The organism is Methanobrevibacter sp. (assembly GCF_017539065.1).
Lineage (GTDB): Archaea > Methanobacteriota > Methanobacteria > Methanobacteriales > Methanobacteriaceae > Methanocatella.
Window position 1 is genome coordinate 1 of sequence record NZ_JAFYHP010000010.1, and the last position, 20,770, is coordinate 20,770.

Annotated in this window: 18 protein-coding genes; 6 read left to right on the plus strand and 12 right to left on the minus strand. The window is 32.6% G+C overall.

From position 1 onward, the window contains the following. Positions 1–229 precede the first annotated feature (229 nt). Both IKS50_RS01920 and IKS50_RS01925 read right to left on the minus strand, forming a co-directional pair. Positions 230–871, minus strand: coding sequence for a fibrillarin-like rRNA/tRNA 2'-O-methyltransferase (locus IKS50_RS01920; protein ID WP_292844474.1), 642 nt, complete (start codon positions 869–871; stop codon positions 230–232). Positions 872–874: 3 nt separating this feature from the next. Next, the gene (locus IKS50_RS01925) at positions 875–2,026 is read right to left on the minus strand and encodes an NOP5/NOP56 family protein (RefSeq protein WP_292844477.1); all 1,152 of its coding nucleotides are present in this window, start codon (positions 2,024–2,026) and stop codon (positions 875–877) included. 64 nt (positions 2,027–2,090) lie between these two features. Between IKS50_RS01925 and IKS50_RS01930 the strand changes: the two genes are divergently transcribed. From IKS50_RS01930 to IKS50_RS01950, 5 genes are read left to right on the plus strand one after another with little or no spacing between them, the layout of a single operon-like run. Next, positions 2,091–2,630 carry a glycosyl transferase gene (locus tag IKS50_RS01930; RefSeq protein ID WP_292844480.1) on the plus strand — a complete coding sequence of 180 codons (540 nt, stop codon included), beginning with the start codon at positions 2,091–2,093 and terminating at the stop codon, positions 2,628–2,630. Between the two features lie 24 nt (positions 2,631–2,654). Further along, on the plus strand, positions 2,655–3,560 hold the full coding sequence (locus IKS50_RS01935) for a dihydroorotate dehydrogenase (protein ID WP_292844483.1): 906 nt from the start codon (positions 2,655–2,657) through the stop codon (positions 3,558–3,560). After that, positions 3,553–4,350, plus strand: coding sequence for a dihydroorotate dehydrogenase electron transfer subunit (locus IKS50_RS01940; protein WP_292844486.1), 798 nt, complete (start codon positions 3,553–3,555; stop codon positions 4,348–4,350). Before IKS50_RS01935 ends, IKS50_RS01940 begins: the two co-directional genes overlap by 8 nt. After that, a complete protein-coding gene (locus IKS50_RS01945) occupies positions 4,350–5,387 on the plus strand; it encodes an AI-2E family transporter (protein WP_292844489.1) in 1,038 nt (345 codons plus the stop codon). Before IKS50_RS01940 ends, IKS50_RS01945 begins: the two co-directional genes overlap by 1 nt. Beyond that, a complete protein-coding gene (locus tag IKS50_RS01950) occupies positions 5,388–7,172 on the plus strand; it encodes a DNA-directed DNA polymerase (protein ID WP_292844492.1) in 1,785 nt (594 codons plus the stop codon). 17 nt (positions 7,173–7,189) lie between these two features. Here the strand turns inward: IKS50_RS01950 and IKS50_RS01955 are convergent, their stop codons facing one another. The 6 genes from IKS50_RS01955 to psmB all read right to left on the minus strand — a co-directional run bounded on the left by IKS50_RS01955 (position 7,190) and on the right by psmB (position 16,579). After that, positions 7,190–8,032, minus strand: coding sequence for a hypothetical protein (locus IKS50_RS01955; RefSeq protein WP_292844495.1), 843 nt, complete (start codon positions 8,030–8,032; stop codon positions 7,190–7,192). Between the two features lie 146 nt (positions 8,033–8,178). Further along, positions 8,179–11,568, minus strand: a complete 3,390-nt coding sequence (locus IKS50_RS01960; RefSeq protein WP_292844498.1) for a collagen binding domain-containing protein — start codon at positions 11,566–11,568, stop codon at positions 8,179–8,181. Between the two features lie 204 nt (positions 11,569–11,772). Further along, positions 11,773–12,801, minus strand: coding sequence for an L-sulfolactate dehydrogenase (gene comC, locus IKS50_RS01965; protein WP_292844500.1), 1,029 nt, complete (start codon positions 12,799–12,801; stop codon positions 11,773–11,775). Between the two features lie 20 nt (positions 12,802–12,821). After that, complete coding sequence (purM, locus tag IKS50_RS01970; RefSeq protein ID WP_292844502.1) at positions 12,822–13,841, minus strand: phosphoribosylformylglycinamidine cyclo-ligase; 1,020 nt, start codon at positions 13,839–13,841, stop codon at positions 12,822–12,824. Positions 13,842–13,921: 80 nt separating this feature from the next. Then, positions 13,922–15,835 carry a beta-CASP ribonuclease aCPSF1 gene (locus IKS50_RS01975; RefSeq protein WP_292844505.1) on the minus strand — a complete coding sequence of 638 codons (1,914 nt, stop codon included), beginning with the start codon at positions 15,833–15,835 and terminating at the stop codon, positions 13,922–13,924. Positions 15,836–15,964: 129 nt separating this feature from the next. Further along, positions 15,965–16,579, minus strand: coding sequence for an archaeal proteasome endopeptidase complex subunit beta (psmB, locus tag IKS50_RS01980; RefSeq protein ID WP_292844508.1), 615 nt, complete (start codon positions 16,577–16,579; stop codon positions 15,965–15,967). Between the two features lie 182 nt (positions 16,580–16,761). Between psmB and IKS50_RS01985 the strand changes: the two genes are divergently transcribed. Beyond that, positions 16,762–17,490, plus strand: coding sequence for a class I SAM-dependent methyltransferase family protein (locus tag IKS50_RS01985; RefSeq protein WP_292844511.1), 729 nt, complete (start codon positions 16,762–16,764; stop codon positions 17,488–17,490). Here IKS50_RS01985 and cofG read toward each other — a convergent pair. From cofG to IKS50_RS02005, 4 genes are all read right to left on the minus strand, one after another. Next, complete coding sequence (gene cofG, locus IKS50_RS01990) at positions 17,477–18,568, minus strand: 7,8-didemethyl-8-hydroxy-5-deazariboflavin synthase subunit CofG (RefSeq protein ID WP_292844513.1); 1,092 nt, start codon at positions 18,566–18,568, stop codon at positions 17,477–17,479. The two genes, IKS50_RS01985 and cofG, sit on opposite strands and share 14 nt — an antisense overlap. Before the next feature lie 2 nt (positions 18,569–18,570). Further along, the gene (locus IKS50_RS01995) at positions 18,571–19,011 is read right to left on the minus strand and encodes a DUF2120 family protein (protein WP_292844516.1); all 441 of its coding nucleotides are present in this window, start codon (positions 19,009–19,011) and stop codon (positions 18,571–18,573) included. Between the two features lie 12 nt (positions 19,012–19,023). Next, positions 19,024–19,962, minus strand: coding sequence for a GTP cyclohydrolase MptA (gene mptA, locus IKS50_RS02000; RefSeq protein ID WP_292844519.1), 939 nt, complete (start codon positions 19,960–19,962; stop codon positions 19,024–19,026). 170 nt (positions 19,963–20,132) lie between these two features. Further along, a complete protein-coding gene (locus IKS50_RS02005) occupies positions 20,133–20,609 on the minus strand; it encodes an Lrp/AsnC family transcriptional regulator (protein ID WP_292844522.1) in 477 nt (158 codons plus the stop codon). Positions 20,610–20,770 lie beyond the last annotated feature (161 nt).

The window sequence follows — 20,770 nt, forward strand, 5'->3', positions numbered from 1 at the left end:
ATAAGTTCATGCCTTTAGGCTAGAGTTAAATGGAGTGATTAATAGAGTGAATCAACCTAAAGGCCGTTTCAATGAACTTTTATTTTATTTGCATTAGCATTTATTATTTTTAATTTCATAGTATAAAAAGGTATCTAAGTATTACTTTTTTGGCCTTTTTGTAGTATTTTTTTAAATTTCTCACAGCCATTTTTTTTACAATTTCCGTTGTAAAAACTATGTATTTTTTTTAAAAATTTTTTTCTATGAGCAATGCAATATGGTCTTTTTCGTAAGGTTCCAGTTTTACTTTTTCTATAATTTTAAAACCTTTCTCTTTTAATTTTTGTTCTTGTTGCTTGAATACCTTTTTAGGCTTTTGAACAACATCTATGCTTCTAGCTTTAATCATTAAAAGACCAACACCATCATCAGTTGAGAACAAGTTCATGTTTTTCATAAACAATTCTGTCTGTGTAGGTTGGGCAACATCGCAGTATACTAAATCTGTTTTTTCAACAATATTCAAATATCCTTTAGGTTTGGTTGCATCACCTAAAATCGGAGAAATATTAAGCCTTTGACGTGAAAGTTGAACTAGTTTTTTGGCTGTTGTCGGTGAAAATTCAACAGCATAAATTCTTCCATTAATTACAATATCCGAAATATGTGAAACTGTTGTTCCAGTTGAAGCACCGAGGTATAGGACTTTTGAAGTATCCTCAAGCTCCAAATTTTTTAATCCATTTAACAGAGCCGCTGCCAATTTTGAACGTCTTGGATTCCAGATTCTATATTCTCCATCTTCTTGGATTAGTTCTTCTCCATAGACTGATATTCCAGGAGTCAAATTTTTAGTTGCAACATTTCCATCTTTAAAATAAACTTTCATGACCTATCTCCTCTTCCTTTTCTTTTTACCTTTTCTCTTCTTATTTTTGGATTTAAACTTTTCTTCGTTTCGTTTTTTAGTTGTTTTTGTTGGAAAAGGATTATTTTTTTCTATTTCTTCAATTTTTTGTTTGAAATCTTCAGCAATATTTTCATCAATGGTTTTTGTAAATACATCTCGTCTTACAGCTAGAGATATCTTTCCAGCCAACATTCTAGCTATTTTCCCACGATTCCACCATTTAGCACCCCGAACTTGAGGGTGTTGGTAAATCAAACCGTATTTAGGGGGTCTGTCTCCACTCTTTAAGTGTCTAAATAATGCTTTTTCAGCACCCATTATCTGGACAGTGCTTGAAGGATACATTGCAAGCCTTTTGATTCCTCCAGCATGGGATATTAATTTAGCACCTAATGTGGATCCCACCAATAATCTTAAATTTGGAGCAATTGCTTCCATTTTGCTGTCAATATATTCTTCAATCTTTCTTCGAGATTGTTGGAGTTCATAAATGGAATTTGCATAATCATTCATTATTTCTAAATCTAATGGATTAATGTCTTCTTCTAAATCAATAATGTCCTGTGGGAATGCTTCAGGTTTGGCTTTTAGAATTTCTTCTTTTGTTTTGTTCTGCGAAATTAACTTGATGTATGTCTCATTGTTTTTAATGACGTCCATTTCCGGGAAATACAATGCATACCATTCACGTATACGTTCAATCAGTTTGGAAATGCTTTCATCGATTTCATCAATGGAATTGACTGCTTGAATTAAATGCTTATCTTCGCTTGCAGACTCCTTTTTGATTTTATAAATCGCAAAATTCTGATAGATGTTACTTAATTCTTCACCATCCAGACCAAATTTGTCATAATTGCTTCGCAAATACTCTCCTGCCTGATTTGGAGTTTTGATGGTAATTTTATCATTATCATAATCGGATAATCTCTTATTTGATTCAATAATTATCTCATCAAAATTTTCACAGACCTCTTCGATGATTTCTAATTCCTCTTTGACAATCTGTTTATCATCGATTTCGCCTAACCGATTAATTATTTCATTTTCGGGAAATGGCTTCTCGCAAATCAGCTCATTTTCACTATTAAAAGCAAAATATCCCTTTACACAATAAGTTATATAGCATTCCATGCAATAATTTATTCATTTTATTTTTAATAAGTATTTTTATAATGAAATTTAAACTATTAATATTATGTCAAAACAAAGTTTTAGAGATTTAAAAAATGAGATTGAACTTAAAAATGGTGAAATCGATGAGCTGTCAATGGAGTTGGATTTAAAAAATGAAGAGATTAACAAGTTAAAGTTATATTCTACTAAGTTAAAATATGAAAAGAAAAACCTGGAGGACAAACTTGACACTAAAATCGATTATGATAAAGCGAGAATTAAAGAATTAGATGATTTACAAGAAAATATAAGACAAAAAGATGAAATAATAAAAGACAAACAAGATCAGGTTAGATATTTGAGATCTTTAATCGATGATTATAAAGTACAAATTAAGTCAAACTCTGAAGAGTTAGAAATACAACTTAGAAAAATCTCTAAAAATTATGAGGATTTGCTCGCTCAAAAAGATTTAATCATTGAAAAACAAGAGGACATAATTAATAATCTCACAAAAACTAATGAAGAAATAGTCAAATCCAATAAAACTAATATAATAAGTTTAAAATTACAAAATGAAAAATATCAGGAAATCATTGATAAATTAACAAAAACTAATTAAACAATTAATTACAAAGTTGATATTATGTTAAAAACAAATATTTGTGGAGTGGAATTTCAAAATCCATTGATGTTAGCAGCAGGAATCATGGGAAGTAATGCTTCATCAATGAATTGGATTTTAAAATCTGGTGCAGGAGGAGTTGTATCCAAATCATTTTCACTTAATCCTCATCCTGGATATGTCAACCCTACAACTGTCGCAGTTGATGGAGGAATTATTAATGCCATTGGACTTTCAAATCCTGGTGTTGAAAATTTTAAAGAAGAACTAAAGAAAATTGAGAGGGAAAATAATGTTGTAATTGCTTCAATTTATGGCGCAACACCCGATGAATTTTCAACACTTGTCTGTGAAGTTCAAGGTCTTGTAGACATGATTGAGCTAAACATTTCATGTCCCCATGCAATGGAAGGGTATGGTGCTTCTATTGGTCAAAGTTGTGATTTATCACACACTATTGTTTCAGCTTCTAAAGATGTGGCGGAAGTCCCAATCATTGCTAAGTTAACTCCCAATGTAACAGACATTACTGAAATTGCAAAGGCTTGTGAAGAAGCAGGAGCAGATTGTTTATCTTTGATTAATACAGTAGGTCCTGGAATGAAAATCAATATTGATGTGGCAAAACCTGTTTTATCAAACAAATTCGGAGGAATGAGTGGCCGAGCCATAAAACCGATTGCAATTAGTAATGTTTATTCTGTTTATGAGGCAGTTGATATACCTCTAATCGGTGTTGGAGGAGTATACACTTACGAAGATGTTGTGGAGTTTATTTTTGCAGGCGCTCAGGCAGTTCAAATTGGCACTGCCATTATGGATGAAGGGGTTGAAGTATTTAGTAAAATTAATCAAGGTTTAGAGGAGTTCATGACAGAAAAAGGTTATGCTTCAATTGATGAAATGGTGGGGATTGCACATGATTAATGAGCCAAAAATTGTTGAAATTACAGAAATTATTACTGAAACTCCTACAATCAAAACCTTTAAATTCAATTGGGATTATGAAAAGCTTGGAAAACCTAATCCTGGCGAATTTCTCATGATTTGGAATTTCAAAAATGAAAAGCCAATGTCCATCTCACAAATAAATGATAATGAGCTTGCAATAACTGTAAAGAATATCGGCGAGTTTACATCCCAGTTGCATGAGCTAGATGTTGGGGACCAGATAGGTGTAAGGGGCAGTTATGGAAACGGGTTCAATAACACATTTAAAAACAAAAAGATTATAGCTATTGGAGGTGGAGTTGGAATGGCTCCAGTAAATGCAATAGCAAGTTATTTGGCTAATGACAATGATGTTGAAGTCATATCTGCAGCCCAAACTAAAGATGAATTGCTGTTCATAGACTCTTTGCAGGATTTAGGTGTCAATGTCCATCCATGCACAGATGATGGAAGCTTTGGATTTGAAGGATTCGCAACAAATTGCCTCAGCGATTTGCTTGAAAATTCGACTTATGATTATGCATTTGTATGTGGCCCCGAAATAATGATGAAAGGGATTTTCGATATTCTTGAATCATCATCAATACCTGGCCAATATTCTCTTGAGAGATATATGAAATGCGCTCTTGGAGTATGCGGACAATGCTGTGTTGATAGTGAGGGTTGGAGAATATGTGTAGAAGGGCCGGTTTTTGAAAATGATAAAATAAAACAAATCACTGAATTTGCTAAATACAGAAGAGATGCTTCTGGTGTAAAATACTAATGGGAAATGATAAAATGGGATTGGATATTGAAAAGCACTTAACCCCGCCAATATTGCTGGTAATTTTCTTGCTGATTGTTTCATTAATTTTCATATTCCCAGTTTTAAATATGGTGGTTTTAGGAGCAATTCTTGCTTATGGGGTGCGTCCTGTAGCTCGTAAGATTCAATCTAAGTTAAAATACAATTCTCTTTCAATTATTATTGCAATGATTGTGGTATTAATTCCTTTAATTCTATTAGTTGCCTATATTTCAATAGAACTCACAGGTTTAATCACTGAAATTTTGGCATCCAATACATATTCTGATGTTAGCAATTCCTTAACCACAATAACTAGTTATATACCTTTGAATTTGGATATACATTCAGTATCTACATCTATCAGTTCATCAATTCAAGAAATTGGAACTTATATTTTAAATTACCTTGTTAAATTCTTAAGTAAGTTAATGAATATCTTATTAAATTTATTTATTTTAATCTGTTCAGTATTTTATTTTTCTCGTGATGGGGATAAATTTATAGACTTTATAAAATCATTTGTACCGGACGATTCAAAACATTTCTTCAACACAACAATTGAAGCGGTAAAGGATGTTTTAAGAAGTATATTCTATGGACACTTTTTAACTTCTGTTATAATTGGAGTATTTGCAGTAATAGGTTATTCAATTCTTGGATATCCATATGGGATATTATTAGGAGTAATTACGGGTATTTTACAATTAATTCCAGTCTTTGGGCCATGGCCAATTTATTGGGTGTTGTTTTTCATAGAGGTTCTTTCAGGAAACTATCCAAGAGCAATAATAGTTTTAATATTCGGATTCTTCCTGAGTAGTGTAGATGTGTATATCAGACCGGTATTATCAAGTCATTATGCAGATATCCATCCATTAATATTGCTAATCGGATTTTTATCCGGTCCATTAGTTTATGGAATTGTGGGTTTTATTGTAGGTCCTTTAATTTTAGGAATTACTTATGCTGTTTTAGATAATTATAGAAAAGAGTTTATCCTGGGGAATGAATAAATGCAGAGAAATGTTGTGATTTTAGATATTGATTATGTAACCTATGAAGATAAACCTGTGATTAGATTATTTTCAAAAGATGGGGATAAGAACATAATTCTAATTGATGACACTTTTGAACCTTACTTGTATGTTGTCTCTGATGATGTTGAGGAGTGCATATCTGAAATTGAAGATAATCTGGATGTTGTAAAAGTTGAGAAAGTTATTAAAAAAGATTTTCAAGTTGAAAGTGAATTTATCAAAGTGACATTTAAACATCCTCAAGAATTAGCTAAAAATCGGGATAGTTTAAGGGACTTGGAAAGTGTTATTCAAATTAGAGAGTTTGATATTCCATTTTACAGAAGATATTTGATGGATCGAGATGTTATTCCAATGACTGAAGTTATTGCAATAGGGGATAAACTCGATACTTTTCTAAATTTAGATTCTACAAAGCAGGATATTGAAATAATTAAATTAACTGAGAGATTAGAACGTGTAAAAGAATATCCTCAGAATTTCAGAATATTAAGTTTTGATTTAGAAGTCAGAAATCCCCATGGAATGCCGGATTCATCTGTAGATGAGATTATCATGATTGGAGTGGCCAGCAATTTTGGCATAAATCAAGTAATATCAACCAAAACAAACTCAAAAGATAGAGATGATTTTGTAAATCAGGTCGCATCTGAAAAAGAGATGATTGAGGAGTTTGTTAAAATTATTAAAGATAATAATGTGGATATTATTGTCGGGTATAATTCAGACAATTTTGATTTCCCATATCTGAAAGACCGTGCAAAGATATTGGATGTTGATTTGGATATTGGAATGGATGATTCTGAAGTTAAATTTATCCGAAGAGGTTATGCAAATGCTGCTTCATTTAAAGGGTTAATTCATGTAGATTTATACCTTGTAATGAGAAGATACATGACTTTAGATAGATATACTCTAGAAAGAGTTTATTATGAACTATTCGGTGTGGAAAAAATAGATGTTCCCGGTGATAGGATATGGGAGTTCTGGGATAATGAAGGTGAAGAATTAGATACATTGTTTGATTATTCACTTGATGACGTTATATCTACTTTAAAAATAGCGGAGCAAACATTGCCCCTTAACTTAGAACTTACCCGTATTATAGGCCAACCTTTATTTGATGTATCTCGTATGGCCACAGGACAACAAGCTGAATGGTTTTTAGTAAAACAAGCTTACTTTGATGATGAAGTTGTACCAAATAAGCAGGGATCCAACTTTGCAGATAGGGCGGCCGCTGAGGATAATGAAGGGGGATATGTAAAAGAACCTGAAAAAGGCCTTCATGAGAATTTAGTTCAGTTTGACTTTAGAAGTCTGTATCCAAGCATTATCATTTCAAAAAACATATCTCCTGATGTAATGATATTGGGGGAAGTTGAAAACGAAGAAGATTATAATATTTCACCAGAACACGGTGTTAAATTTAAAAAATCTCCACAAGGATTCATTCCATCAGTCATTGATAAAATTTTACAAGAAAGATTCAGAATCAAACGTGAAATGAAGGAATCCACTGATGAAACTGAGAAAAAAGCTTTGGATGTACAGCAACAGGCCATCAAAAGACTTGCAAATACAATGTATGGGATATATGGTTTTCCGCGTTTCAGATGGTATTCCTTTGAATGCGCAAAGGCCATTACCTCATGGGGAAGGCAGTATATCAAATCATCAATAAAAAAAGCAGAAGAATTTGGTTTTTATACAATATATGCTGATACTGATGGTTTTTATGCGAAATATAAAAAGGAATAAGAGAAGTTAATCTCTTATTAGCAAATGATTATTTTTGTTTTCTTAGTGAATTTATATTTTTTACTACCTGATTTAATGATTACCTTATGTTTTCCAATTGACAATTTTTTGGTGTTTATCTTTGCTATTCCTTTGGAATTGGTTTTAAGTTTGTATACTTTTACTTTTTTGTCAGTATAAATATTAACTTTAAGTTTAACACGTTTCATTGGTTTTTTGGTAGTTTTATCTTTCACTTTGATTTTGAATTTTGCACTTTTCGCGAATTTGTTTTTGGTTGTAGGGGCAATAACTATAGGCTTTGCCTTTTTAATGGTTATTGTAGAGTTTATGTCATAAGCGAATGCCTGTTCGTCAATGGAACTGATAATTACTGCATGTTTTCCTATGCTGATTTTTGATGTTGAAAACTTGGCTATTCCATTGCTGTCTGTACTGGCATAGTAGTATTTGTATGTGGTGCCGGTTTTCACGGCCAGTTTAAGTTTAATGTTTTTAAGCGCAAAGCTCTGATTATAACCGCTAACCACTTTCACGTTGAACGTATTTCCGATTTTGTAGGTGGTAGTTAATGGTTTGGCACTTAAAACTCCATGTTCATACAGTACAGCTTCGCTGTTTTGGTAATTGTCCCCTTCATCCTCTTCAAATCCAGTTCCTGTTTCATTGCCTAAAATTTCCTGTGCATCTTCATCAGCCGAAATGATTTGTTCTTCATCTGCATCTGTAATCTGATTGACATCATCGGAAACGCTTATTTCGGTAGCATTTTCAGAAGCTGAAACTGCACATACACACAGCATGGCTATAAGAAGCATTGAAGATATTATCAAGGATTTCCTAAGATATCTCTTACTCACGATATCCCTCCTATTGTATTGATATTAAATAGTATATTGCATTTCTTTATTTATATTTTTTTAAGATAATTCAATAAGAAAGATAGTGAAATTAGTGATTTGATGTTTTTAAAAAAAGAAAAAGGTTAAGAGAAAGTTAATTTCTCTTATTTTTTAATTTTAATAGTGGATTTTGCTTTTTTAGCAACACAATATTTGTTAGCAGATGTAACAACAACTTTGTGTTTTCCAACTTTTAATTTATTGGTAAGGATTTTTGCAATACCTTTTGCATTTGATTTTGCGGTATAGGTTTTTGCTTTTTTACCAGTGTAAACTTTGATTTTAATTTTAACTCCTTTCATTACTTTTTTAGTCTTTTTGTTAGTAACTTTGACTTTGAAGTATTTTTTAGCGCCTTTTTTAGCTTTTAATTTTTTAGGAGTTAATTTAGTTGGAGCTTTTTTAATCACAATTTTTGATGTTACATTTTTAGCAGCAAAGTTTTTATTGTCATTGCCTGAAACTACCACTTTGTATTTTCCTGGTTTTAAAGTGTCAAGCATTAATCTAATCTGACCGTTTGCCCCAGTTTTACCGTCGTAGTTGTAGTACTTGTTTTTGGATGTGAAAATTTTGACATTAATTTTCGCATCATAAATTGCTTTTTTATTTTTGGAGTTAACTAATTTTATAGTGAAGTATTTGACACCTTTATAGTAGTCAGTCACTTTTTTAGCTTTAATTGTTGCACTAGCTTTTTTGACGGTAAATGTTTTTGTAACTGTGCTTCCGGTATATCTGGTATCTGCGGTAGCAACTACAATAGTGTGTTTTCCAACAGCCAAGGAATCTGAGAAAGTAAGTTCTCCTTTACTGTTTGTTTGGAAAAGGTATGTCTTTTTAGAATTCTTATCAAGTTGTACCAAGAAATAAACTCCAGCTATTGCTTTACCGGTTGATTTATCGGTAATTTTGATAGTTGCAGTTTTTCCACTGTTATAGTACATGTCTGAAGCTTTTACGTCGATTTTAACAGGTTTTTGAAGGATTTTAATAGTAGTTTTAGCAGATTTAGCGTTAATATTCTGAGTATCATTGTTGCTTACTGTTACTTCATAATCTCCGCTACTTAGTCCACTAGCTCCAATTTCGCTAATTCCATTACTATCAGTTTGGACATAGTAATGTTGTTTAGCGGTTTTTGGCATGTAAAGATCAAGAATAATGCCTGAAATAGGGTTGCCACTATTTGCATTGGTTACAGTGATTTTAACTTTTTTAGTACTTCCCCAGTATTCTTTATATGGGTCAATAACAATCTTGATGTTTGCTTTAGTGACTGTTAAATTAGTTGTAAGTTTAGTGGATTTTACATTTCCGTCAGTACTTACATCAATTGGATGAAGTCCAACTTCTACTCTTTTCATGGTGAATGACTGATCGAAGATATATAAATTAGCATTTTTAAAGGTAGCAATACCATTGTCATCGGTAGTTGCTGAATGTCCGACAGAAATATTTCCTTTTAACATCAATGATACTTTTTTACCTTTTACTGGAGCATTATTATCATCAACATCCACTAATCTGAATGTAAAGTTGCCATCCAGATATTCGTTTTCAAGATTTATAACCTCAATATTAACATTGTATATTCTGTTTAAGGTCACATTAAATTCAGTTTGGTTGTATTTAATGTTTAATGTTGCAGTGGTGAAGTTAATGTTATCAAGTATAAATGTTATATTTCCGTTTTCAAGAGTCCAGTTAACCGGAATGACTTTAGTGTCGTTTCCATCTTTAGTGGTTACAGTAATATTTAACTCATCTTTTGTGAATTCAACAGTTTCGTTACCTTTGACAATGTTGATTTGTATATCTTTTTGTCCTTTTTTGGTAGAGTTAACATCTACGCTGGAAGTGGCATTGATTCCATATACTGTTAATATGAAACTTTTTGCTACTTCGGAGTATGTTTGAGTACCTAGGTATTTTACTGTAATGTTGTAAACGCCAAATTTGAATGTGTCATTCAATATGATGCTTGAATCGTTATATGTAAATTTGATTTCTTTGCCGTTGCTGTAGACTTTGGTATTGTTTACAGTGACATTGATTGCAGTTCCGTTAGCCAAGTAGACTTTAGCAATAAATTCGATAACTTTTCCTGCTGGTTCTTCCATTGATGCAGGGACCACAATTGAGGTATCTACCTTTATGGTGGTTTTTGCAGTCAGGTTACTTTCTTTAGCTGCGTATTTGATATCTACATATGCGGAATCGAACTCTTCAGGCACATGGAGACTGATAGTTTGAGTGTCAAAAAGTGCGATTGGAAGATTTGTCCTGTTGAATGTGTTGTTGCCAACTGTATAGAACAGTGTAACGTTTAATTTGGATGCATCAACATTGACAGGGTCCACACCATCACTGAGGTTAAGGGTAATGTACACGTCCTTGTTTGCATCCACATTTGCAGTGGCTTGCGGAGAGAAGGTCTCATTTCCCCAAACTTTGATTTTTATGTCTTTGCTGGAAGAGTTATAGTCCACATTATTGAATTTGATTGTCAAGTTATGTTCTCCAATTGCCAGACTGCTGATTGTAATTACTGATCCGTTTAATTTGAAATTGGTTACTTCTTTTCCATTGTCAAATATTTTCAAATCACTTTTGGTTATGGTCAATTCATGGTTTTGACCATCATAAACATGTACGGTAATGTTTTTGTCTTCAGTGTCTCTTATTCTAGGTTCAGCAGTTGCCCCAACTCTTGTTGTCAGTATGATTCTAGCGGTTTTAGGGTCAACCGCTTCTGTATAGTTGACTGTTAAATTGGATCTTAATAGGTTTATATCAGTTCCAATTACATTAGTTATGAATTTCACGGTATTGTTTTCAATGGTAAATTCATTTTGTTCAATTATTTTTGATTGCACATTGCCTTCGCCATCGATGTAGGTCAAATTCAGATTGACTTTGCTTTTATCCACTGTAAGGTGCTCCACACCGTCAAATATGTCTAAGTGAACTTCAACATTTGCTCCATCACTTACGATGGTTTCCGGAATGCTTAAAGTTGTATTTCCCATTATCTTTAATAGGAAATTGGTTGAGGATTCCGTATAATTCGCATTTCCTAAGTAGTTAATTGTCAAATTATGAATTCCAACTGATAATGTGTCAGTTATGCTAATTATTGAATTGTTATATGTGAATCCAATTGAGGTGTTTCCTTCAAATACGTTTAATTCACTTTCGTTAACATCAATATTTTGACTTTCGTTGTCTTTTACGTTTACTGTGATATTCTTGTCTTCGTCATAGTCATATTTTTCTTTATAGTCACCAACAGTAACGGTTGTATTGATTTTTTCGGATGTGTCCTCTCCAATTGGATTATCGGATTCATCTGCAAGGATATCAACGGATTCCACATCTGTTGATTGAATGTCTGCATCAGCAGTTATATCTTCTGCGCAAACGGATCCTATACTTACTAATAAGAATAAACTCATTATCATTAGCAAGATATAAGTTTTTTTAAACTTCATAAATTTTTTCCTCCCAATAGAGTTTTATTGAAAAATTTGTTTAGCAAGATTATTTTTTGTTTTCTTAACATTTAATATTAATGGTATTTTACATTATATTAATTAAAGTTTAGTTTAGAGAAATTTTTATTTTAAATCAATTCGAAATGAAATATATTTATCATCGTAGAAATTTAAAAAAAAAGATTATGTGAAGAATAATGCCTATTCTTCAACATAGGAATCTATGTCAATATCTAAATCGTCACAGATTTCTTTTAATTGTTCATATAATTTTTCATCAATTTCTACACCATTAGCTTCAGCTTCGGCAATTCTTTTTACTTCTAAATCCCCAGGTATAGCTACGGTTTCACCAGTTGCTCTAACTTGTGAGATAAAGTCTTCGGTATTTGCTTTGAATTCATCGAAGTCAACAAATTTAGAAGGATCAATTACAACATACAGGTCTCCTTTTGTACAATCTTTATCTGGTGAAGCGGTACCGGTTACTCCATGACCGTATCCTGCCTGTACTAATGGTCCAGTTAAAATTTCGATTAATAAAGCAATAGCATATCCTTTAAATCCTCCAAATGGTAAAATGGATCCTCCAAGTGCTGCTTCAGGGTCATTTGTTGGGTTTCCATCTTTATCCAATGCCCAACCATCCGGTAAATCGAGTCCTTTTCTTTTTGATTCAATGATTTTTCCACGGGCTGTAACTGAAGTTGCCATATCTACAGTAATATATGAATCTGATGGAATTCCTAATGCAAGAGGATTTGTTCCAATTAATGCCTCTCTACCTCCTAAAGGTGCAATAGCAGGGTCAGTATTTGCAAGGACAAGTCCAATGCAGTTTTCTCTTAATGCTAAATCGGAATAAAATCCAGTAACTCCAAAGTGGTTAGTGTTGTGAACTCCAACACATGCGATACCTACTTCTTTAGCTTTTTTGATAGCAATTTGCATTGCTTTATATGAAACTGCTTGTCCAAATCCACTGTTACCATTGATTAATGCAATTGCAGGGGTTTCCTTTTCAATAGTAATGTTGTCCTTTAAGTTGATTGTTCCTGCTTTGATACTAATTAAATATTGTGGGAATCTTCCAAGCCCATGTGAGGTAAATCCTTTTAAATCCGCATCAATTGTAGCTTCAGCCACAAATTTCTGGTCTTCTTCACTAACTCCAAGCTTAGCTAAAATCTCTTTTACAAGAGCCATTTCCTTATCTTTCATTATCTTCATAATTTCACTCCATCTATTAATTAGTATTCAATTTCAGACCCTTCAAAAGCTTTAACAGTAATTTTTTCATTGTCTGTTACTTTGCCGATTATTTGGCAATCGCAGTATTCTTTTAAAGTTTCTATAATTTTATCTGCTTCTTCTTCATCGCAGATAACAACAAAACCAACACCCATATTGAAAACTTTATACATTTCTTTGATGTCTACATTTTGTTCATAAATAAGTTTAAATATTTCCGGAACTTCCGGAAGGTCGGTAATATCATACCCTACACCTTTTTTCAAACGTCTAAGATTGGTAAAACCTCCTCCAGTAATGTGAGCAAGTCCGTTAATGTTGTATTCTTTTTCAAATAGGCTAACGATAGGTTTAACATATAATTCAGTTGGTCTGATTAGCTCCTCACCAATTGTAGTTTCACCATTCGGCATTTTATCATCTACACTGAATCCAGCGTCATCAAATAATGCTTTTCTAGCTAAACTATATCCATTAGAATGAATTCCATTACTGTTAATGCCGATTAAAACGTTTCCAGGTTGGATATTTTCACCAGTAATGATTTTATCAATATCTACAAATCCAATACCTGTTCCTGCAATGTCAAAGTCTTTAATAATGCCCGGAAGGGAAGCGGTTTCTCCACCGATAATTGCAATTTTTGATTCTAAAGCTCCGGTCACTAAACCTTCAGCAATTTCGGCTGCTCTTTCAGGGTCAGGTTTTTCAACAGCAAGATAATCGACTAATGCAATTGGTTCTGCTCCAACGCATAGGATATCATTAACAACCATTGCAATACAATCAATACCTACAGTATCGTATTTGTTCATCATTTCAGCAATTAAAATTTTACTTCCAACACCATCAGTACTCATTGCAATAGCTTTATCACCTAATCTAACTAAAGCTGCATAATGACCACTGTCAGTAATAATGTCTCTACATTCTAATGTTGATTTGAGTTTATCAGCTAATTTTGAAACAGTAACTGCTTCTAAATCAATATCCACACCAGATTCTGAATAAGTAACCATGATTACACCTATAAAAATAAATTTATGTTGTAATAAGTTTACAACATTTTCATAATACAAATTTTGTTTTATATACTATATTAATGTATTCTTACACAATCTAAATTAATTGGGGTTTTAGTTTCGATTTTATAACTTCTATGAATTGATGAAGCTAAGTCCACGGCTTTATATGGGTCACCGTGACAAGTAATGACCTTTTCAGGTCTAGGATTGAGTCTTTTAACATATTCCATCAATTGTCTTCTGTTAGAGTGACCACTGAATCCATTGATTGTTTTAACTTGCATTTTGACGCAGAATTGTCTAGTTCTTCCATCGTCATCTTCAAGAGGAATTTCTTTCCAACCTTTTTGGACTCTTCTACCCATTGAACCTTCAGATTGGTATCCTACAAAGATGATGGTATTTCTTTCATCTTCACATAACCATTTGAAGTATTCTACAGAGTTTCCTCCAGTTAACATACCTGAAGTTGATAAGATAATTGCAGGTTGTTTCGCTTCAACAATATCTTTTCTTTGGTCACGATTTTGAACTTTTTTAAACATTTCAGAGACAAACGGATTTCTTCCCATGTGGAAGATTTGATCTCTTAAATCTTTACTTAAGTATTCTGGTCTTGCAGTATGGATTGCTGTAGCTTCCCAAATCATTCCATCAATATAAATTGGTACTTCCTCAATCATTCCGTGTCTCATGTACTCTTCAAGCACAACCATTAATTCTTGCGCTCTTCCCACAGCAAATACTGGAACTAATACTTTCCCGCCACGTTTAAGGGTTTTGTAGATGGTTTTCATCATTTCTTTTTCGGCGTTGTTCCTGGAAGGTTGCACGTCTTCTTTTCCACCATAAGTACTTTCCATAATTACGGTTTCAGCACGTGGGAAACGAATGGTTGCAGGTTCAAGCAATCTTGATGGTTCATATTTGAAATCTCCTGTATATACCAAGTTGTGAGCTCCGTCTCCAATGTGCATATGGGAGATTGCTGAACCTAAGATGTGTCCTGCATTATGTAAGGTTAATCTTATATCTGGTGAAATGTCTGTAACTTCACCATAATCTAAGGTAATAGTATTTTTAATTGCTTGTTTCACATGTTTTGATGTAAAAGGAAGTGGATTGCCTTCTCTGTGAGCAATATCTAAGTGATCGAATTGTAAAAGGGTTGTTAAATCCCTAGTTGGAGTTGTACAGTAAACCGGTCCATCATATCCGTAATGGAATAAGTATGGTACAAATCCGCAATGATCTAAGTGAGCGTGAGATATAATAACTGCATCTAATTCTTCAATTGAAAATTCAGGAGCATTCAAATAAGGGAATGCGCTTTTATTATCAGGTGCAGCAACATTAACACCACAATCGAGTAATACACGACTGTTTGGAGTTTGCAGTAACATTGATGAACGTCCTACCTCTTTGAATCCTCCCATTGAAGTTACCCTAGCCCAATCATTGGGGTATTTGCTTCCTTGGTGGATTTGACGTCCAAGTTTCTGTAGTAATTTTTTTCTGTCTTTACTACTATTTTTCTGAATATTTCTAATTTTTCCAATGATGTCAGAGCTAATTGGAGGAGTTCTTAAAATTTTAGGTGCCCATCCAGTATTTTTAACAATATTTCTTGAAGTTACACCGTATTTTCCAATGACAAGTCCTGGTTTTTTAGCAGTAATAACCACTTCAGCAGTTACGGTGTCAAAGTAAATATCAGTAATTTCTGCACCATCTGGAACAATGTCATGAATCTTATTTATTGTTTCTTCTGGTTCAAGTAAAGCACTTTTGTCAGATCTAATAATAATTCTTTTTCTAAGTTCTTTTGCAAGTGATCTTATAAGATCGCCATTTTCAGTAATAATTTCTGGATTTTTTGTGTAAACTACTACTTCAGGCCCTTCAAATTCTACTTTTGAAACCTGAATTTCATCTGGCAGTTTATCTAAAATCTCTTTTTTAATATCTTCTAAAATATCTGAAGTCATATAATCCCTTCAAAAAAAGTTAGTGTAGTATAATAGTTTATGAAAGCATCAAGCTATAATAAGTAAAATTTCATAAACTATGTACACTTTTTATATAAAAAAATAGTTAGTTATGAAAAATTAGCTTACTTATATTTTTTCAAGAATCTCATTTATTTTTTCATTGTCTAACATTTCAAAGCCGTTTTCGTCTACTTTAGCAACTAAATATCCATTTCCTGAATAAGTGTCACGTTCAGCAGCAGCTCTAATAGCTCTTATGGCTATTTCAATTCCTTCGTCAGTTGTTAAATCATCTCTAAATCTGTCTTCAAGAACTCCGTAAGCTACGATAGAACCTGATCCAGTTGAGATATAAGTATCTTCAATCATTCCACCAGCAGGGTCGAGTGAGTAGAGAGATGGTTTGTCTCCATCCATTCCTCCAAGTAATGTTTGAACATACATTGGTCCGGAACGTAAGATGTTAGCAGTTAATGAGGCAGCAGCTTTCACACTGATTGCATCGTTGTTTCTCATTTGATAAAGAGAAACTTCTGCTTCAATAACTTTCATTAAACTTTGAGCATCTCCAACGGAACCAGCAATGGTGGTTACAATATGATCGTTAATTTTAAATATTTTTTCTGCTACTTTATGAGCTACAAGGTTTCCCATACTAGCTCTTCTTTCGCTTGCGAATACAACACCATCTTTACAAGTTATTCCAACGGTTGTTGTACCTTCTAGTATTTTATCATCCATTTAAATACACCTCATATAAGTATTTAAAATATCTTATTTCAACTACTCATAGGTTAATATAACAAAATATAAACTAATCTGTAAGATTAATTTTATTTAAAATCAGAATCAATAATTAGTATAAACTAACAATATTAATATTAGCTATTTGCATATATAAACTTTTCTTTTAGGGTGCGTAAATGAAATATAAAAAAATTGGAGATATCCTGATATTAGATAATAATTACCAAAATAATGATTTTGAAGAGTTATCTAAAAAACATCATGTTAAAACTATAATGAAGATTGACCATATCCAGGGAACTAAAAGGGAACCGGTTTATAAAATTCTTTATGGTAGTGAAACTGAAACAATCAATAAGGAAAATGGATGTCTTTTTAAATTAGATTTATCAAAAGTAATGTGGTCTAAAGGCAATAATAATGAAAGGTTAAGAATAGCCAAGTTAGTTGAAGATGGTGAAACTGTATTGGACATGTTTGCGGGAATTGGTTATTTTTCCATTCCAATTGGCGTTCATTCCAATGCTCGTGAAGTTATTGCAATTGAAATTAATCCCAATTCTTATCATTTCTTGTGTGAAAACATCAAATTAAATAAATTGAACAATATCACTCCAATTTTAGGCGATTGTAAAAGAGAAACTCCCAAATTCAAAGCTGATAGAATCATAATGGGTTATGTTAAAACAACTCATCATTACTTGAGGGTTGCTATTGATAGTTTAAATGAAGGAGGAATCCTACATTATCATGAAACAGTCCCTGAAAAATTGATTGAGTCACGGCCTATTGAGCGAATAATCTCTGAGGCAAAAGGTCGTGATGTAGAATTATTAAAAATAAATAAGATTAAAAAATATTCTCCTGGTGTAGAACACGTTGTTATTGATGCTAGGATAGATTAGCAATTTTTTCTAGAAGAGTTTCGTTTAACCATTCTTTGTTAATGTATTTTTCATAAACGCATAATCTTTCAATTAACTCAAATCCTGCATCTTCAGTTAAATTTTCCAGTTCTTCGATTCCCGGCCATGGAGATGTGATATTAACATAATCCGGACTAACCGGTGAGACTCCTCCCCAATCATCGGCACCGCATAATAAAAAGATTTGTGCAGTATCATTGTTTAAGTTAGGAGGAACTTGAATACTAACATCTGTATCAGCGAATAGTAATGTACCTGCAATAACTGTTCTTATCATATCTAAAAAGCTTGGTTCGGGCCAATCTTCCATTTCAATGCCAGGTATAGGTGTGAAATTTTGAATGATTACTTCTTGGATATGTCCATATTTATCATATAATTCTTTAATTGCAAGCAATGATTCAGCTACTTCCTCGCGAGTTTCACCAATTCCAATCAAAATGCCTGTGGTATATGGAATTTTAAGCTTCCCCGCATTTTCAATTGTTTCTAATCTGATTTTCGGATTTTTACCGGGACTTTTATTGTGAGCAGGCAATTCCATTAATCTTGAGGATGAATTTTCGAGCATCAAACCCATTGAAGCATTAACTTCTTTTAGCTTTTTTAAATCTTCATATGAGTAATTTCCACCGTTAGTATGAGGCAGCAATGTTGTTTCATCTAAAGTCATTTGACAGATATCAACAACATAATCAATCATTTTACCATAACCGTATTCAGCTAATTTTAAGCGAACGGCTTCTTCTTCATCGGCATCTTCGCCGAATGTAAATAGGGCTTCTTTACACCCATATTGTTCAGCTTCTTTTAACTCAGCTAAAATTTCTTCTTTAGTTTTTAAGATTATCACATCTGGGTCTGTAGGGTCTTTTTTAAAATTACAATATCCGCAATCATTTCTACAGATTTCAGTTAATGGTATGAAAATGTTTTTAGAATAAGTAATAAGATTATTCTCCCTATATTTTACAGTTTCTGACATGTAGTTGATAATTTCACTGTCAGTTGCATTTAATATTTGGAGAATATCCCCTTTAGTTAAATTTGATATCATTTTTAATCTTCACGTTCAGAGACAGTAACTTCTACATAAAGTGGTGGAAGTTCATTTTTATCTTCCCAAATTGCAATAATTACATCGAATTTTGGAAGTTCAAATACTTTGTATTGAACAACAAGACCCATAGATTCCAATTCTTTTTTCATTCTAATAAGTCCTTTGTTGTCTAAATCACCAGTATTAACTTCGTTTCTTTTAATGTTTTTATCTCCAACTTCGAGAATTTCTGAAACTTTTTCTGAGTCTGCATCTAATTCAGTTGCTCCAAGAATTTCACCAATTTCTGTAAGTTTTGATTCAAATTCATCGAGCGGAATAACTTTTCTAGATTTTCCCCTAACAATTAAAATCCTTTCATTATCTATTGCAGGTCTTGATCCTTTGAATGAATCAAAAAATCCCATTACTTCTCCCGCAATTTCATAAGTTTTTTTCATTTAATCATTTCCTTAGATATTTAATTCTTCTTTTAACTCACCAAGAGTAGTTACCTTTTCTGCAAATGCATTGTGTCTGTGAATACTTTCTTGGTTTTCTTGACGTGCAGTAATTAATGTGTCATCTGGAAAATCAGCATATTTCTGAACAATTTTTTCCATCATGTTTCTTACACAATCTTCAACAAAAACAGGGTTTCTGTGCGCATTCATCACGGTCGCATTTTCGTCAGGTCTTTTAAGTAATTCACACACCGGTGAACTCATAGAAGTTTCGATAATTTCAATTAAATCTTCTGCTTTAACGGTTTTATCTTCTGGAACTTCCATTAATAATGTTCCAAGTCCTCTTTGATTGTGGGAAGCAAAAGTAACGGTATCTAAAACTTTTTGAGTGGTTTCTTCATCTAAGAATTCTAGTAGTTTAAGTTTATCAGATTCTCTAACTGATTCTTGTGCGCATGGACATACTGTCATTCCAATAAGTTCTGCACCAATACTTTTTCTAATCTCGATGTTACCGTCATCATCTCTCAATCCAACAGCTTTTGCTTTTAACTGAGCCATTTCTTGAGTTTTGTTTTTGGTAACAGGGGATTCTTTCACGAACATAAAATCGGTGGTCATTGAGATTTCAACACGTTGCGCATATTCGTGTTTAGTCATCATTTTCTCAACAATTTTTGCACATAATGATTCGACATCTACTGTGGAGTCTTCAGCGACAGTTTCAAGAACTTCACTGATGGCTTCCGGGTTCCTAGACATATGTACTCCTTTTTGATCACTTGGCAAATCTACAAATGCGTCAAAAGTAGGTAGTAAAATTATTGGTCTTTTATGGGTTCTTTCTAGTTGTAATAATTTTTTTACTCCAGTTACACCTACTCTAGTTAGTTTTATAGGCACATTTGGAGTATCGTCTTGAGTATCGGGTAAGCATACAGCCAATTTAATTACCTCTTATAATTAATTAAACATGATTATTTTTTGTTCTTTTCATTTATATATTTAAATGATTTTTAAACTAAATGTGTAAAATAAGTATTTCATTTTTGGATGCGATAAAATAAACGAAAAAATAAGAAATTAAAAGTAGTTCGAACTACTTTTAAAAAATTTTATAAGATGTTTGAAGATCCCATATCTTCTTTAATAACATCAAGAACAGTTTGAGTGTAGGTTCTTTCTATAATTGGGTCTTTTAATAATTCTTTAATAAATGCGTTTAATTCATTTGTGTTTCGGAATTTAGCGATTAAAAATGCGTCATATTCTCCAGTAACATCATAAATTCCTACAACATTTTTATTAAAAAAGGTTTTTTCTTCCCAATTTTTGAGTTTTCCACCTTTAACTCTAACGCCGATAATTGTGGTTAAAACAAAACCTAATTTTTCATGGTCAATAACTGGGGAGAATTTTTTAATTACACCAGATTTTACCATTTTATCAATACGATTGTGAACAGTTCCTACAGAGACATCTAAACTACGGGATATTTGTCTGTAAGAGGTTCTTACATCTTCGTTGATAATTTTGAGGATGTTAATGTCAGTATCATCAAGTTTTACAAAATTGTCTTTAGTTTTCAAAATTAATTACTCCTTTATTATTTTTTTTATAATAATTGGCTAATTTTAACCAATAATCATATATAATTATAGTAATATTTTCATTATATATAATAACTTCGGACAGCGCTTCTCGCACCAACAGGAAGGGGCAGAGCCGGGTTATTACTGGGTACAGCTGCAGG

Coding starts and splice junctions, on each gene's coding strand:
- psmB (WP_292844508.1), bottom strand. CDS start 16,579: ATGGATGATAAAATACTAGAAGGTACAACAACCGTTGGAATAACTTGT.
- IKS50_RS01925 (WP_292844477.1), bottom strand. CDS start 2,026: ATGGAATGCTATATAACTTATTGTGTAAAGGGATATTTTGCTTTTAAT.
- IKS50_RS01930 (WP_292844480.1), top strand. CDS start 2,091: ATGTCAAAACAAAGTTTTAGAGATTTAAAAAATGAGATTGAACTTAAA.
- IKS50_RS01945 (WP_292844489.1), top strand. CDS start 4,350: ATGGGAAATGATAAAATGGGATTGGATATTGAAAAGCACTTAACCCCG.
- IKS50_RS01950 (WP_292844492.1), top strand. CDS start 5,388: ATGCAGAGAAATGTTGTGATTTTAGATATTGATTATGTAACCTATGAA.
- IKS50_RS01975 (WP_292844505.1), bottom strand. CDS start 15,835: ATGACTTCAGATATTTTAGAAGATATTAAAAAAGAGATTTTAGATAAA.
- cofG (WP_292844513.1), bottom strand. CDS start 18,568: ATGATATCAAATTTAACTAAAGGGGATATTCTCCAAATATTAAATGCA.
- purM (WP_292844502.1), bottom strand. CDS start 13,841: ATGGTTACTTATTCAGAATCTGGTGTGGATATTGATTTAGAAGCAGTT.
- comC (WP_292844500.1), bottom strand. CDS start 12,801: ATGAAGATAATGAAAGATAAGGAAATGGCTCTTGTAAAAGAGATTTTA.
- IKS50_RS01935 (WP_292844483.1), top strand. CDS start 2,655: ATGTTAAAAACAAATATTTGTGGAGTGGAATTTCAAAATCCATTGATG.
- IKS50_RS01985 (WP_292844511.1), top strand. CDS start 16,762: ATGAAATATAAAAAAATTGGAGATATCCTGATATTAGATAATAATTAC.
- IKS50_RS01960 (WP_292844498.1), bottom strand. CDS start 11,568: ATGAAGTTTAAAAAAACTTATATCTTGCTAATGATAATGAGTTTATTC.
- IKS50_RS01995 (WP_292844516.1), bottom strand. CDS start 19,011: ATGAAAAAAACTTATGAAATTGCGGGAGAAGTAATGGGATTTTTTGAT.
- IKS50_RS01940 (WP_292844486.1), top strand. CDS start 3,553: ATGATTAATGAGCCAAAAATTGTTGAAATTACAGAAATTATTACTGAA.
- IKS50_RS01920 (WP_292844474.1), bottom strand. CDS start 871: ATGAAAGTTTATTTTAAAGATGGAAATGTTGCAACTAAAAATTTGACT.